This window comes from Kitasatospora purpeofusca (assembly GCF_000718025.1).
Lineage (GTDB): Bacteria > Actinomycetota > Actinomycetes > Streptomycetales > Streptomycetaceae > Kitasatospora > Kitasatospora purpeofusca.
In genome coordinates this window covers 506,600-520,238 of the sequence record NZ_JODS01000003.1, presented here as the reverse complement: position 1 = coordinate 520,238, position 13,639 = coordinate 506,600, and the positions used below count along the sequence as shown (strand labels likewise).

At 73.3% G+C, this 13,639-nt stretch carries 14 protein-coding genes; 5 read left to right on the top strand and 9 right to left on the bottom strand.

The features are described 5' to 3' along the window. Positions 1-17: 17 nt before the first annotated feature. From IF01_RS0108355 to IF01_RS0108345, 3 genes are all read right to left on the bottom strand, one after another. The gene (locus IF01_RS0108355) at positions 18-749 is read right to left on the bottom strand and encodes an NUDIX hydrolase (protein ID WP_030392650.1); all 732 of its coding nucleotides are present in this window, start codon (positions 747-749) and stop codon (positions 18-20) included. Between the two features lie 11 nt (positions 750-760). Further along, positions 761-1,636 (bottom strand): endonuclease III, encoded by an 876-nt coding sequence (gene nth / locus IF01_RS0108350; protein WP_078879769.1) that lies wholly within the window; start codon positions 1,634-1,636, stop codon positions 761-763. Positions 1,637-1,730: 94 nt separating this feature from the next. Beyond that, on the bottom strand, positions 1,731-2,570 hold the full coding sequence (locus tag IF01_RS0108345; RefSeq protein ID WP_030392648.1) for an isocitrate lyase/PEP mutase family protein: 840 nt from the start codon (positions 2,568-2,570) through the stop codon (positions 1,731-1,733). A 172-nt stretch (positions 2,571-2,742) separates the two neighbouring features. On the opposite strand from IF01_RS0108345, the gene IF01_RS0108340 reads away from it, so the two are divergent. Both IF01_RS0108340 and IF01_RS0108335 read left to right on the top strand, forming a co-directional pair. Further along, positions 2,743-3,762, top strand: a complete 1,020-nt coding sequence (locus tag IF01_RS0108340) for an ArsR/SmtB family transcription factor (protein ID WP_030392647.1) — start codon at positions 2,743-2,745, stop codon at positions 3,760-3,762. 277 nt (positions 3,763-4,039) lie between these two features. After that, positions 4,040-4,714: a Crp/Fnr family transcriptional regulator gene (locus tag IF01_RS0108335; protein WP_030392646.1), complete on the top strand. Its 675-nt coding sequence runs from the start codon at positions 4,040-4,042 to the stop codon at positions 4,712-4,714. Positions 4,715-4,859: 145 nt separating this feature from the next. On the opposite strand, the gene IF01_RS0108330 is transcribed toward IF01_RS0108335, so the two are convergent. The 5 genes from IF01_RS0108330 to sp36 all read right to left on the bottom strand — a co-directional run bounded on the left by IF01_RS0108330 (position 4,860) and on the right by sp36 (position 7,747). After that, positions 4,860-5,687: an MBL fold metallo-hydrolase gene (locus tag IF01_RS0108330; RefSeq protein ID WP_030392645.1), complete on the bottom strand. Its 828-nt coding sequence runs from the start codon at positions 5,685-5,687 to the stop codon at positions 4,860-4,862. Next, positions 5,684-5,854 carry a hypothetical protein gene (locus IF01_RS48135; protein ID WP_157855182.1) on the bottom strand — a complete coding sequence of 57 codons (171 nt, stop codon included), beginning with the start codon at positions 5,852-5,854 and terminating at the stop codon, positions 5,684-5,686. Before IF01_RS48135 ends, IF01_RS0108330 begins: the two co-directional genes overlap by 4 nt. Positions 5,855-5,968: 114 nt before the next feature. Then, entirely contained in the window at positions 5,969-6,847 is an 879-nt protein-coding gene (locus IF01_RS0108320; protein ID WP_208624292.1) for an NUDIX hydrolase, read from the bottom strand. Positions 6,848-7,121: 274 nt separating this feature from the next. Beyond that, positions 7,122-7,592 (bottom strand): RidA family protein, encoded by a 471-nt coding sequence (locus IF01_RS0108315; RefSeq protein WP_030392643.1) that lies wholly within the window; start codon positions 7,590-7,592, stop codon positions 7,122-7,124. Beyond that, the gene (gene sp36 / locus IF01_RS48905) at positions 7,589-7,747 is read right to left on the bottom strand and encodes a Sp36 family protein (RefSeq protein ID WP_093860985.1); all 159 of its coding nucleotides are present in this window, start codon (positions 7,745-7,747) and stop codon (positions 7,589-7,591) included. The genes IF01_RS0108315 and sp36 overlap by 4 nt, the downstream gene beginning before the upstream one ends. Before the next feature lie 200 nt (positions 7,748-7,947). Between sp36 and bagA the strand changes: the two genes are divergently transcribed. Together bagA and bagB are read left to right on the top strand one after the other, a co-directional pair. Beyond that, positions 7,948-9,057 (top strand): ATPase BagA, encoded by a 1,110-nt coding sequence (gene bagA, locus IF01_RS0108305; RefSeq protein ID WP_051740475.1) that lies wholly within the window; start codon positions 7,948-7,950, stop codon positions 9,055-9,057. After that, entirely contained in the window at positions 9,054-10,247 is a 1,194-nt protein-coding gene (bagB, locus tag IF01_RS0108300) for an ATPase BagB (RefSeq protein WP_030392641.1), read from the top strand. The genes bagA and bagB overlap by 4 nt, the downstream gene beginning before the upstream one ends. A 180-nt stretch (positions 10,248-10,427) precedes the next feature. Here the strand turns inward: bagB and IF01_RS0108295 are convergent, their stop codons facing one another. Continuing rightward, the gene (locus tag IF01_RS0108295) at positions 10,428-10,751 is read right to left on the bottom strand and encodes a WhiB family transcriptional regulator (protein WP_037779213.1); all 324 of its coding nucleotides are present in this window, start codon (positions 10,749-10,751) and stop codon (positions 10,428-10,430) included. Positions 10,752-11,174: 423 nt separating this feature from the next. Here IF01_RS0108295 and IF01_RS0108290 point away from each other — a divergent pair, with 423 nt between their 5' ends. Beyond that, the gene (locus IF01_RS0108290; RefSeq protein WP_078879768.1) at positions 11,175-13,523 is read left to right on the top strand and encodes a transglycosylase domain-containing protein; all 2,349 of its coding nucleotides are present in this window, start codon (positions 11,175-11,177) and stop codon (positions 13,521-13,523) included. The last annotated feature ends 116 nt before the right edge of the window (positions 13,524-13,639 follow it).

The window sequence follows — 13,639 nt, the reverse complement described above, 5'->3', positions numbered from 1 at the left end:
TCCGCCCGCCGTCCGGTTCACTGCGCCCCGGCGTCGTGGCCGAGCACCGCCCGGGAACGCTCCCGGTCGCCCTGCACCAGCTCCAGCGCCTCGTCCGAGAGCTCGACAACCCGGCCCGCGTCCCACGGCCGCTCCAGCCCGCTGTGGTGCAGCACCCGGTCGATCACCCCGGCGGTGAAGCCCCAGACCAGTCGGCCGCCGACCGCGAAGGCCGGTCCCATGTGGCCGGACGGGTGCCGCAGCCTGGCCCGGTTCGCCGGGTCGGTCAGCTCGTCGATCGGCACCCGGAACACCGCGCCGGTCTCCCCGAGGTCCACCGGCCGGACCGGCGACTCCTGGCGCCACCAGCCGAGCACCGGCGTCACCACGAACCGGCTGACCGGGATGTACAGCGCGGGCAGCGTCGCGAACACCTGCACCCCGTCCGGGTCCAGGCCGGTCTCCTCCCAGGCCTCGCGCAGCGCCGCCGCCACCGGGCCGGGGCCGGCCGGGTCGCCGTCCTCCGGGTCCAGCGCGCCGCCGGGGAAGGAGGGCTGGCCGGCGTGCGAGCGCAGCGAGCGGGCCCGTTCGATCAGCAGCAGGTCCGGGCCGGACGCACCCTCGCCGAAGAGCATCAGCACGGCGGCGGCGCGGCCGCCGTCCTCCGGCGGCAGGAAGCGGCTGAGCTGCTCCGGCAGCACCCGCTCCGCGGCGTCCCTGACCGGCTCCAGCCAGGTCGGCAGCCCGTCCCGCTCGACCCCCCGCACCATCCCCCGGTCGCTCACTCGGCCACCGCCAGGTCGGCGACCTCGCCGTGGTGGGCGGCGGCGTCCGCGCGGGCGCCGGCCTCGCCGGGGAAGTCCGCGGGCGGGCGCAGCCGCTGGCCCGGCTGTCCGCCCATCTCGTACTTGAGCAGCTTCTTCGCCTTCTCGGGATCGGTCTCGCCCTCGCCGTAGGAGGGGCAGAGCGGTGCGATCGGGCAGGCTCCGCAGGCCGGCTTCCGGGAGTGGCAGATCCGCCGGCCGTGGAAGACCACGCGGTGCGAGAGCATCGTCCACTCGGACTTCGGGAAGATCTCCGCGACCGCCGCCTCGACCTTCACCGGGTCCTCGTCGGTGGTCCACCCGAACCGGCGGGCGAGGCGGCCGAAGTGGGTGTCCACGGTGATCCCGGGGACGCCGAAGGCATTGCCGAGGACGACGTTGGCGGTCTTGCGACCGACCCCGGGGAGGGTGACCAGGTCCGCCAGCCGGCCGGGGACCTCGCCGCCGAACTCGTCGCGCAGCGCGATCGAGAGGCCGATCAGGGACTTCGCCTTGTTCCGGAAGAACCCGGTCGGCCGGATGATCTCCTCCAGCTCCGCCGGGTTCGCCGCCGCCATGTCCTCCGGCGAGGGGTACTTGGCGAACAGCGCCGGCGTCGTCTGGTTCACCCGCAGATCGGTGGTCTGCGCCGACAGCACGGTGGCCACCAGCAGTTGGAACGGGTTGTCGAAGTCCAGCTCCGGGTGCGCGTACGGGTACAGCTCCGCCAGCTCCCGGTTGATCCTCCGCGCCCGCCGCACCATCGCCAGCCGCGATTCGGGCTTGGGCGCCCCGCCTGCCTTCCCCACCGGCTTCCCCGCAGACGCGGTCGTCCGGACCTTGCTCTCTGCCATGCGTGAAGGCTACGCCGGACGGCCGTGCTCCTGCGGCGGATCGGCCAGGACCGGGCGGGGAAGGAGGGGCGAGGGCAGGGAGCTGACGGGCCGGTCAGCCCCGGAAGAGCGCGTCGACCTCGCCGTAGCCGAGCGCGCCGGCCGGCTCCGTCAGGGTGCCGGGGCCGAGCAGTTCGGCGGCCGCCCGGTGGGCGGCGGTGTAGGCGAACTGGGCCAGCGCGGTGCCCACGCTGATCCGGCGCACCCCGGCGGCGGCGAGTTCCGCGACGCCCGGCCCGCCGGCCACGGCCATCGCGTTGACCGGCAGCGGCGAGCGGGCGCAGAGCGCGGCCAGCGCGTCGAGGTCCAGCAGACCGGGGACGAAGAGGCCGTCCGCACCCGCCGCCGCGTACGCCTCGGCGCGGACGAGCACGTCGTCGAGCCCGCCCAGCCCGAACAGGAAGACGTCCGTCCGGGCGTTCACCAGCAGCTCCGGCAGGCCGGCCGCCTCCGCCGCCGACCGTGCGGCGCGCAGCCGTCCGACCTGCTCGTCCACCGTGAACAGCGGGCCGCCGGGCGCCGCCGAGTCCTCCAGGTTGACCCCGGCCGCGCCCGCCCCCACCAGGGCCCGGACCGTCTCGGCGACATCCTCCGGCGCGGGCCCGTAGCCGCCTTCGGCGTCCACCGTGACCGGCACGTCGACGGCGGCGGCGACCCGGCGGGCGGCCTCGACGGCCGTCGCGCGGTCGAGGCGCTGGCCGTCGCCCCGGCCCAGTGACCAGGAGACGCCGCCGCTGGTGGTGGCGATCGCGGCCGCCCCGGCCGAGGCGATCACTGCGGCGCTCCCGGCGTCCCAGGCGTTCGGCAGGACGAGCACTCCGTCCGCGACCAGCGCCCTCAGCCGCTCGGCCCGCGTGCGGAGGGTGGACGGCGGGAGCGGGGAGGAGGTGGGCATGAGGGGTCACCGGCTTTCGGTTCGGGAGGGATCGCGGGAGGGGTTCCGGGAGCCGCCGGGGCGGGAGTGGCGGTTGCGCGCCGTCGACATCCTGCGGCCGGTCTTCGGGCGCCCTCCAGTGATTAAGCTGAGGCTGAATCCTGGGCCGGAGCGGGAGAGTGGGCGGGCACCGATGCGGACCGAACTCGCGTTCTCGACGGACGACCTGGCCCGGACCAGGTTCGCCGTCTCCCCCATGTGGGAGGTGGTGACCAGCCTCCGGGTGCTGGCCCAACGGGCCGTCCCCGCCCTGCACCGGCCCTGGGCCGCACAGGTCCGCCGGGCGGCGGAGGCCACCGGACCCGCCGTGCGGCGGCTGGCCGCGCTGGTCCCGGCCGCCGGCCACCTGCCGGACTTCCTCACCCCGGTCCCCGCCGGCGCCTCTCCCGCACTCGCCGAGGAGCTCGCCGCGATCGCCGCGACCCCGCCCGACCGGGTGCGGGCCGATCTCGACATCCTGGCCGGCGAGCGCGGCGGACGGCTGCCCGCCGTCCTCGAACCCCTGCACCGCGACCCGTCCGGCCTGCTGCCCCTGCTGGTGGCCGACATCGAGGAGTACTGGGAGTTCGCGCTGCGACCGCACTGGGCCCGGATCCGCGCGCTGCTGGAGGCGGACGTGCTGCACCGCGCCCGGCAGGCCGCCGGACGCGGCAGCGCCCAGGTCCTGGACGACCTCCACGAATCGGTCCGCTGGGACGGCGGCGCGCTGCGGCTGGAGCAGCGGCACTGCGCGGTCCAGCGGCTGGACGCCGGGGCCGGGCTGGTCCTGGTGCCCTCGGTGTTCGCCTGGCCCCGGGTGCTGACCCGGACACTGCCGCCGGATCCGCCGCAGCTCGCCTACCCCGCGCGCGGCGTCGCCACCCTGTGGGAGTCCGGGCCGGTCGCGGACCCGGCCGAGGCGCTCGCCGCCGTCCTCGGGCGCTCCCGGGCCCGGCTCCTCGCCGAACTGGACGCGCCGGCCTCCACCACCGAGCTGGCCCGGCGGACCGGGCTCTCCACCGCCGGGACCTCCCAGCACCTCACCGCCCTGCGCGCGGCCGGGCTGACCAGCGCGCAGCGGGCCGGACACGCCGTCCTGCACACGCGCACCGCCGTCGCCGACGCCCTGCTCGCGGCGGACGCGGACGGCCGGGCGGCGGATCCGGCCGGGTGAACCCGCGGCGACCGCCGGACGGCTCCCGGGCCGGTCGTGAACCGGTCTCCGAGCCGGTGCCGAGCTGGTCCCGAACCGCTCCCCCAGCCCGTCCCCGAGCCGCTCGGAGCCCGGGTCCGGAGCGGTTCCGGCGGTACGAATGGCCCCGCGCAGCACACCTCGGCACACCCCCTCCTCATATGATCGGAGCGACATGCGCCATGCTTGGTGATGCAGAGCACTGTACGAACTTGTGCCGGAGGGCTTGACGGCCGGCCGGCCGAGAAGGAGGAAGCACGTGGACGACGTTCTGCGGCGCGCCGCACTCTTCGCGGCACTCGACGACGAACAGGCCGGCGAGCTGCGCGCTTCCATGACCGAGGTGACGCTCGCCCGCGGCGAGTCGCTGTTCCACGAGGGCGACCCCGGCGACCGGCTGTACGTCGTCGCCGAGGGCAAGGTCAAGCTGCACCGGGCCTCGCCGGACGGCCGCGAGAACATGCTCGCCGTCCTCGGCCCCAGCGAGATGATCGGCGAGCTGTCGCTGTTCGACCCGGGCCCGCGCACCGCCACCGCGAGCGCGCTGACCGAGGTCAAGCTGCTGGGCCTCGGCCACGGCGACCTCCAGCCCTGGCTGCACGCGCGCCCCGAGGTCTCGATCGCACTGCTGCGCGCCATCGCCCGCCGCCTGCGCCGCACCAACGACGTGATGTCCGACCTGGTCTTCTCCGACGTGCCCGGGCGCGTCGCCAAGGCCCTGCTGGACCTCTCCCGCCGCTTCGGCGTGCAGTCCGACGAGGGCATCCACGTCGCCCACGACCTCACCCAGGAGGAGCTGGCCCAGCTGGTCGGCGCCTCCCGCGAGACGGTCAACAAGGCGCTCGCCGACTTCGCCGGCCGCGGCTGGCTGAAGCTGGAGGCCCGGGCGGTCGTGCTGATGGACGTCGAGCGGCTCTCCCGCCGCTCGCGGTAGTCCGCGCTCCCCGAGCACCTGTGCGAAGGGCCCGTACGCTCCGGCGTACGGGCCCTTCGCCGGTCCTTCGCGCGTCCGGCGGGCAGCAGGCGGCGCCCGGTCAGTCCCGTCAGTCCCGTCAGTCCGGTCAGTCCGGTCAGTCCGGTCAGTCCGGGATTAGCCCGTGGTCCCTGAGGTACTGGAGCTGCGCGAGGACCGACAGCTCGGCCGCCGGCCACAGCGCGCGGTCCACGTCCGCGTACACCCGCGCCACCACCTCGGCCGCCGTCCGGCAGCCGGCCTCGACCGCAGTCTCGACCTGGGCCAGCCGGCCGGCCCGGTGGGCCAGGTAGTAGTCCACCGCGCCGAGCGCGTCCGCGAGCACCGGCCCGTGCCCCGGCAGCACCGTCCGGACGCCGTGCTCGGCGGCCATGCCGTGCAGGTGCCGCAGCGAGTCCAGGTAGTCGCCGAGCCTGCCGTCCGGGTGGGCGACCATCGTGGTGCCCCGCCCGAGGACGGTGTCGCCGGTCAGGATCGCGCCGTCCGCGGGCAGGTGGAAGGTGAGCGAGTCCGAGGTGTGGCCGGGGGTGCCGATCACCCGCAGGTCGAGGCCGCCGACGTCCAGGCGCTGGCCGTCCGTGAGCCCCTCCGAACCGAGCCGGTGCGCCGGGTCCAGTGCGCGGACCTCGCTGCCGGTCAGTTCGGCGAACCGGGCCGCTCCCTCGGAGTGGTCGGCGTGCCCGTGGGTGAGCAGGGTGAGCGCCACCCGCTTGCCCTGCTGCTCGGCGGTCTCGATCACCCGGCGCAGATGGCCCTCGTGCAGCGGGCCCGGGTCGATCACCACCGCGAGGTCCGAGCCCGGCTCGGAGAGCAGCCAGGTGTTGGTGCCGTCCAGCGTCATCGGCGACGGGTTCGGCGCCAGCACGCAGAGCGCACGGGGGGTGGCCTCGCCGCCGATCCCGGCGGCGGGGTCACCCGGCAGCAGTCCGCTCACCTGCGGTCCTCGGTGACGCGGTGCAGCGCCCGGAGCGGCAGCGCCCGGGTGAGGGCGCGCTGCGCCACCTCGGTGAAGCTGACGGAGTCGCAGGCCGGGCGGCGCGGGATCAGGCGGCGGGCGGGCATCTCGGGTGCCGTCCGGCGAGCCACATCGTTGTGGGTCATCGGGCGTCGGTCCTTTCTCGTACGGATCACTCGGGGGTGGAGCGGGGGTACTGCAAGGGCGGTGCAGGGACGGGCAGTGCAGGAACGGGCGGTGCAGGAACGGGTGGGGCGCGGTCAGCCGACGCGTTCCTCGGGGAACGTACCGTCGATCGTCAGTTCGTCGTACCCCGGCCAGCGGACGGTCAGTCGCTCCCCGCGCACCTCGGCCCGGCCGAGCACCGGCTCCAGCGAACGGTCCGCCGCCGCGCCCAGCGCCTCGGCCGCGCTGCGCACCGGCGTCAGCTCGCGCAGCACGGTGACGGTCGGCGGCAGCATCCCGAACCGGCCGTCCTCGTAGCCCCGGACGGCCTCGGCCGGGGTGAGCCAGGCGACCCGGTCCGCCTCGCCGACCTCGCGGGCGGCACGCTGCCCGGTCGGCAGGGCGGCGACGAAGAACCAGGTGTCGTACCGGCGCTCCTCGAAGGCCGGGGTGATCCACCGGGCCCAGCCGGCCAGCAGGTCGCTGCGGAGCAGCAGCCCGTGGTCGCGCAGGAAGTCGGCGAAGGAGAGCTCGTGGGCCTCCAGGGCGGCACGCTCGGCGGTCCAGTCCCGGGGCTCGGCGACGCTGTCGGCGTCCGGACCGGCCAGCAGGACGCCGGCCTCCTCGAAGGTCTCGCGGACGGCGGCGCAGACCACGGCCTGCGCGGTCCGGGCGTCCACGCCGAGCCGTTCGGCCCACTCCTGCGGGCCGGGACCGGCCCAGCCGAGCTCGGCCTCCGCGTCCCGCGGGTCGACCCCGCCGCCCGGGTAGGCGTACATCCCGGCGGCGAAGGCCATCGACGTGCGCCGCCGCAGCAGGTACGCCTCCGGGCCGGCGTCCGTCCCGGTGTCCCGGAGCAGCACCACGGTGGCGGACTGCCTGGGCACGGGCGGGGTCAGCTCCCCGGCCTCGGCCGCCCTGATCCGGGCGGGCCAGCCGGGGGGCATCGGGAGCGTCGTTGCTCGCTGGTCCATGCCCGGATGCTAAGCGCCCGGGGGCGGGCTTGGACAGGGGTGATCCGTTGTGCGGACCGTCCCTTCGCGGGCCGGGGCGTCCTCGCCCGGACACACGTCCGCCCCGGACTCCGTGCGGGTCCGGGGCGGTCGGGGCGTCGAGGGTGTCCGTCGCGTCGAGGGTCTCCGGCGCGAGGGTCTCCGACGTGAGGGTGTCCGGCGCGCTCGAGGGTGCAGAGCGTGTTGAGGGTGTCGAGCGCGTCGGGGGTGTCCGGCCGCGGGTGCGGTCGGTCGGTCAGGCTCCGGCGCGGACGCGGACCTGGATCTCGACCTCGACCGGGGCGTCCAGCGGCAGCACGGTGACGCCCACCGCGCTGCGGGCGTGCACGCCCGCGTCGCCGAGCACCTTGCCGAGCAGCTCGCTCGTGCCGTTGATCACGCCGGGCTGGCCGGTGAAGTCGGGGGCGGAGGCGACGAAGCCGACGACCTTGACGACCTGCTCGACCAGGTCGAGGTCACCGATCACCGACTTGACCGCGGCCAGGGCGTTCAGCGCGCAGATCTGCGCGAGCTCCTTGGCCTCCTCCGGGGTGACCTCGGCGCCGACCTTGCCGGTGCTCGGGAGCTTGCCCGCCACCATCGGCAGCTGGCCGGAGGTGAAGACGAAGTCACCGGTACGCAGCGCGGGCACGTAGGCGGCGACCGGGGCGGCCACCGGCGGCAGGGTCAGACCCAGCTCGGCCAGCTTCTCCTCGACCTTGCTCATGCCTGCTTCTCCCGCTTGAAGTAGGCCACCAGCTGCTCCGGGTTCGGACCCGGTACGACCTGGACCAGCTCCCAGCCGTCGTGGCCGAAGTTGTCCAGGATCTGCTTGGTGGCGTGCACCAGCAGAGGTGCCGTCATGTATTCCCACTTGGTCATGGCCAGACTCTAGACGTTCCGTCCCGGCGATCGGCCCCGGTCCGCGTCCGGGCGCGCTCCTGCGTGTGAGGTGGCCCACAAAGCGGGCATGATTCGGGTCCGGCGCCCCGGGTAGTCCCGGCATCCGGTGCGGTCCCTGGTTACCCTCGCGGGAGGGCACCTGCGTGGTGCCGGCCCTCGGAGACGGACGGAGACGGAGCGTGGCACGCACCCCCGGCCAGGCGGCCCGGCGCGATCCCGACTGGGAGGGCGTACGGCTGCACGTGGTCAGCGGCAAGGGCGGGACCGGGAAGACCACCGTGGCCGCGGCGCTGGCACTGGCGCTCGCCGCGGAGGGACGCCGGACCCTGCTGATCGAGGTGGAGGGCCGTCAGGGCATCGCGGAGCTGTTCGGCATAGCGGCACTCCCCTACGAGGAGCGCCGGATCGCCACGGTCACCCCGGCCCAGCTGGGCCTGCCGGCGAGCGGCTCGGCGGGCGGCTCGGCAAGTGGCACGCCGGGCGGCTCGGTGAGCGGTGAGCTGCACGCGCTCGCCATCGACACCGAGCAGGCCCTGCTCGAGTACCTCGACATGTTCTACAAGCTCGGCCGGGCCGGGAAGGCGCTGCAGAAGGTCGGGTTCGTCGACTTCGCGACCACCATCGCCCCCGGCGTCCGGGACGTGCTGCTGACCGGCAAGGCCTGCGAGGCCGCCCGCCGCAAGGGCCCGGACGGACGGCGGACCTATGACGCGGTGGTGATGGACGCACCGCCGACCGGCCGGATCACCCGGTTCCTGAACGTCAACTCCGAGGTGGCCGGGCTGGCCCGGATAGGGCCGATCCACAGCCAGGCGCAGGCCGTGATGCGGGTGCTGAAGTCGCCGGAGACCGCCGTGCACCTGGTCACCCTGCTGGAGGAGATGCCGGTCCAGGAGACCGTCGACGGCATCGCCGAGCTGCGCGAGGCCGGTCTGCCGGTGGGCGGGGTGCTGGTCAACATGGTCCGGCCGCCGCTGCTGGACGCGGCCGCGGTGGCCGCGGTCGACGGCGACCACCGCGAGGAGGTCGCGCTGGCCCTCGGCGAGGCGGGCCTCGGGGGCCGCTCGCGCAAGCCGGAGACCGTCCGGGCAGCGGTCGAACCGCTGCTCGATCCACTGCTGGCACAGGCCAGGGAGCACGCCGAGCGGGTGGAACTGGAGCGCGCCCGGCGCGCCGACCTGCAGCACCTGAAGCTCCCGACGTACGAACTTCCACTGCTGGGTGAGGGTGTGGACCTCGGCACGCTCTACCGGCTGGCGGGCGAACTGAAGCGTCAGGGGGCAGCGTGAGCGGGCGGACCGGCACCACCGGACAGAGCGGCGCGGGCGCCGGCGGCAGCCGGCTCGCCGTGGACGAGCTGATCGACAACCCGAAGACCCGGATCATCGTGTGCTGCGGGTCCGGCGGCGTCGGCAAGACCACCACCGCGGCGGCGATCGGCCTGCGGGCCGCCGAGCGCGGCCGCAAGGTCGTCGTCCTGACCATCGACCCGGCCCGGCGGCTGGCGCAGTCGATGGGGCTGACCGAGCTCGACAACACCCCTCGGATCGTCAAGGGCGTGACCGGCGACGGCGAGCTCCAGGCCATGATGCTCGACATGAAGCGGACCTTCGACGAGGTCGTGCTGGCGCACGCCGACCCCGAGCGGGCCCGCGCGATCATGGAGAACCCCTTCTACCAGTCCCTGTCGGCCGGCTTCGCGGGCACGCAGGAGTACATGGCGATGGAGAAGCTCGGCCAGCTGCGGGCGGCCGAGGAGTGGGACCTCATCGTCGTCGACACACCGCCGTCCCGGTCCGCGCTGGACTTCCTGGACGCGCCGAACCGGCTCGGGTCCTTCCTCGACGGCAAGGTGATCCGGATCCTGACCGCCCCGGCCAAGGTCGGCGGGCGGTCCGCGATGAAGTTCCTGAACGCCGGGATGGGCCTGCTCACCGGCACCCTCGGGAAGATCTTCGGCGCCCAGCTGCTGACAGACGTCCAGACCTTCGTCAGCGCGACGGACTCGATGTTCGGCGGCTTCCGGGAGCGGGCGGACCGCACCTACCAGCTGCTCCAGGCGCCGGGCACGGCGTTCCTGGTGGTGGCCGCCCCGGAGCGGGACGCACTGCGCGAGGCGGCGTACTTCGTGGACCGGCTGGCCGCCGACCGGATGCCGCTGGCCGGACTGGTGCTCAACCGGGTGCACGGGACCGGCGCCCCGCAGCTCACCGCCGAACGGGCGCTGGCCGCGGCCGAGGCGCTGGAGGAGAACGGTTCGGAGCAGGTCTCGCCGGACGCCGAGCTGCTGGCGGCCGGGCTGCTGCGGCTGCACGCCGAGCGGATGCAGGTGATGGTGCGCGAGCGGCGGACCCGTGACCGCTTCGTCTCGGTGTACCCGGACGTGCCGATCGTCGAGGTCGCCGCGCTGCCCGGGGACGTCCACGACCTGGAAGGACTGCGGACGATCGGGGAGCGGCTCAGCGGGTCCGCGGACTGACACTCGGCGGGGCCGGTCCAGGTTCTCGGACCGGCCCGGGTTGTCGCACCGGTCCGGGCCGTCGACCCGGACCTCCGGACCCGAGCCCCCCGACCCGGGTTGGTGCGCGCCGACCGTGCTCCGCACGGCCGAAGCCCGTGCGGCCGAAGCCCGTGCGGCCGAAGCCCGTGCGGCGGTGACTCAGCCCGCCTGGGCGTAGTCCGTCAGTATCACGCCGGTGGCCAGCGAGGTCTCGTACTCGGTGCGGGCTGTCTCCAGCAGCCGCCGCCACGAGATCACGGTCGGCCGACGGCGCAGCAGCGCCCGGCGCTCGCGCTCGGTCATCCCGCCCCAGACCCCGAACTCCACCCGGTTGTCCAGGGCGTCCGCCAGGCATTCCGTGCGCACCGGGCACCCGCTGCACACCGCCTTGGCGCGATTCTGCGCCGCCCCCTGGACGAACAGTTCGTCCGGATCACTCGTGCGGCAGGCGGCCTGCGCACTCCAGTCGTCTACCCAGCCCATGCCGGCGCCGTCCTCTCCCGAATCGAGGCTCCCCCACGGCGGCAACGGCATATTCACCGTTGCCAGTTGAGGACGTTACGGAAGAACGACAGCTTGCAACAGCCCCTTCGGGCTCAATCTCGAATGACCCGATTGGACTATGGGTGGCGATCAGCTCACTCGTTGGAGTGATCGCAGGTCGCAAGCATTGCCAGGTCCGCGTTCACCACTCTCGCCACGCGGACCACTACACAGCGCTACCGGACACAGGGGTGCAGCCGCCATCAGCTGCCTCAAAAACGCCCTGAAGGTAGATAATTCGGGCAATTCTCATCACTCACAAGAGTGATCGATGCTGACGCAGCGAAGCTGTCGCAAGCTTGTGACAAGCCTAGGCGAACACCTGCCCCGGTGTGCGGCATTCGGCAACGTAGGGTTCTCCCCATGGCACCGAAGCGCCCCCAGGCACCCCAGCCCCCAGGCAACACCGGAGCTCCGCGCGGCAAGCGCCGCGGGTCACCGCTCGACTACGCGGGACACGGAGTGAAGTTCCTGGGGGTCAGCGTGCTGTCCGGAGTACTGCTGGCAGGCATGGCCCTGCCCGCCGTCGGCGCGCTCGGCCTGACCGCCAAGAACACGGCGGAGGGCTTCTCCAACATCCCGGACGACTTCAAGACGCCGCCGCTCACCCAGGCGACCCAGATCTTCGACGCCAAGGGCGGGCTGATCGCCAAGGTCTACGAGCGCGACCGCACCGTCCTCACCGCCGACCAGATGTCCCCTTACATGCGCCAGGCGCAGGTCGACATCGAGGACGCCCGCTTCTACGACCACGGCGCCGTCGACCTCAAGGGCGTGCTCCGCGCGATCAGCAAGAACGCGGAGAGCGGCACCGCCTCCCAGGGCGCCTCGACGCTGACCCAGCAGTACGTGAAGAACGTCAACGTCGAGAAGGCCGGCGACGACCAGGCCGCCGTCCTGGAGGCCCAGCGCAAGACCCTGGGCCGCAAGATCCAGGAGCTGAAGGTCGCGATCAAGCTGGAGGAGGATCTGACCAAGGACCAGATCCTCACCAACTACCTGAACATCACCTTCTACGGTCACCAGGCCTACGGGATCGAAGCCGCCTCCCAGCGGTACTTCAGCAAGAGCAACAAGGACCTCACCATCGCCGAGGCCGCGACCCTGGCCGGCCTGGTGCAGAACCCGTCCCAGTACGACCCGGTGCGCTTCCCGGACAACGCGGTGAAGCGGCGCAACACCGTGATCGACAAGATGGTCGAGAACAAGCACGTCACCGCGGACCAGGCCAAGGAGGCCAAGGCCGCCCCGCTGGGCCTGAAGTACAAGGACCCGCAGAACGGCTGCATCACCGCCCAGGCGGGCATGGGCTTCTTCTGCGACTACGTCCGGCACGTGGTCAAGCAGGACCCGGCCTTCGGCAAGAACGCCGCCGAGCGGAAGAAGTTCTGGGACCAGGGCGGTCTGAACATCTACACCACCCTCGACCCGGACAAGCAGGCCGCCGCCCAGGCCGCGGTCACCGGCAAGGTCAAGGTCACCGACCCGGTGTCGGCCGCCGCCACCATGATGGAGCCGGGCACCGGCAAGATCCTGGCGATGGCCCAGACCCGCTCGTACGGCCTGGAGCCGTCCAAGAACCAGACCGTCGTCAACCTCAACGTCGACGCGGCGATGGGCGGCGGCAACGGATTCCAGCCCGGCTCGACCTTCAAGCCGATCATCGCCGCGGCCGCGCTCGAGAACGGGATGGCGCCCACCAAGCCGTACCCGTCCGAGAACCGCATCGAGTGGCCGACGATGAAGACCTGCGAAGGCACCTGGAAGAACACCTACAAGGGCAACGAGCGATACGTCCCGAACGAGAGCAAGAGCGAGGTCGGCCCCTACGAGCTGAAGCAGGCGATGGCCCTCTCGGTCAACACCTACTTCGTTCAGATGGAGCAGGACATGGGGCTCTGCCCCGTCAAGCAGATGCTCGACAAGCTCAACATCACCACCACCGCCTCCGGCGCCAAGCTGGACGTGGTGCCCTCGATCACCCTGGGCACCAAGGAGATGTCGCCGCTGACCATGGCGAACGTCTACGCGACCTTCGCCGCCCGCGGCAAGCACTGCACGCCGATCGCGATCAACAAGATCAGCACGGTCGACGGCAAGGACATCAAGGTCCCGCAGACCGCCTGCACCCAGGCCTTCTCCGAGCAGACCGCCGACGCGCTGAACACCGTCCTGCTCAATGTGACCGAGAAGGGCACCGGCGCCACCCTCGGCCTGGAGGACGGTCGCCAGATCGCCGGCAAGACCGGTACCACCGACAAGAAGAAGGCCGCCTGGTTCAGCGGCTACACCCCGCAGCTCGCCACCGCGGTCTGGATCGGCGGCCCCACCGGCGGCGTCGAGATGAAGAACATGAAGATCGGCGAGACCTACTACGGTGCCGACGGCGTCTTCGGTGCCACCGGCCCCGGCCCGATCTGGAAGATGGCCATGGACGCGGCGCTGAAGGGCTCCCCGAAGGAGACCTTCCAGACCATCGACATCCCGGACCCGGCCCCCAAGCCGGACCCGAACGCCACCCCGGGCGCGACCGCCCCGGCCACGCCCCCCGCGGGCGGCGACCCGAACGCGGGCGGCAACCCGCCGCCCCCGGCCGGCAACCCCGGCGCCCCCGGCACCAACGCCGGCGGCCTGATCGGCGGCGGGTTCACCTTCCCGCCGGGGGTCATCGGCGGGAACGACGGCGGCGGGAACGGGCGCGGCCACCACTGAGCGGCCGGCCCTCGCGGCCTCCGGCAGGACGAAGAAAAGAGGGGCGCCCCCCGAGCATCTCGCTCGGGGGGCGCCCCTCTTTTCTTCGTTCTCCGCTTTGCCCTTGCCCTGGCGCC

Coding starts and splice junctions, on each gene's coding strand:
- nth (WP_078879769.1), bottom strand. CDS start 1,636: ATGGCAGAGAGCAAGGTCCGGACGACCGCGTCTGCGGGGAAGCCGGTG.
- IF01_RS0108315 (WP_030392643.1), bottom strand. CDS start 7,592: ATGAGCAAGGTCGAGGAGAAGCTGGCCGAGCTGGGTCTGACCCTGCCG.
- sp36 (WP_093860985.1), bottom strand. CDS start 7,747: ATGACCAAGTGGGAATACATGACGGCACCTCTGCTGGTGCACGCCACC.
- IF01_RS0108355 (WP_030392650.1), bottom strand. CDS start 749: ATGGTGCGGGGGGTCGAGCGGGACGGGCTGCCGACCTGGCTGGAGCCG.
- IF01_RS0108290 (WP_078879768.1), top strand. CDS start 11,175: ATGGCACCGAAGCGCCCCCAGGCACCCCAGCCCCCAGGCAACACCGGA.
- IF01_RS48135 (WP_157855182.1), bottom strand. CDS start 5,854: ATGACCCACAACGATGTGGCTCGCCGGACGGCACCCGAGATGCCCGCC.
- IF01_RS0108345 (WP_030392648.1), bottom strand. CDS start 2,570: ATGCCCACCTCCTCCCCGCTCCCGCCGTCCACCCTCCGCACGCGGGCC.
- IF01_RS0108320 (WP_208624292.1), bottom strand. CDS start 6,847: ATGGACCAGCGAGCAACGACGCTCCCGATGCCCCCCGGCTGGCCCGCC.
- IF01_RS0108340 (WP_030392647.1), top strand. CDS start 2,743: ATGCGGACCGAACTCGCGTTCTCGACGGACGACCTGGCCCGGACCAGG.
- IF01_RS0108295 (WP_037779213.1), bottom strand. CDS start 10,751: ATGGGCTGGGTAGACGACTGGAGTGCGCAGGCCGCCTGCCGCACGAGT.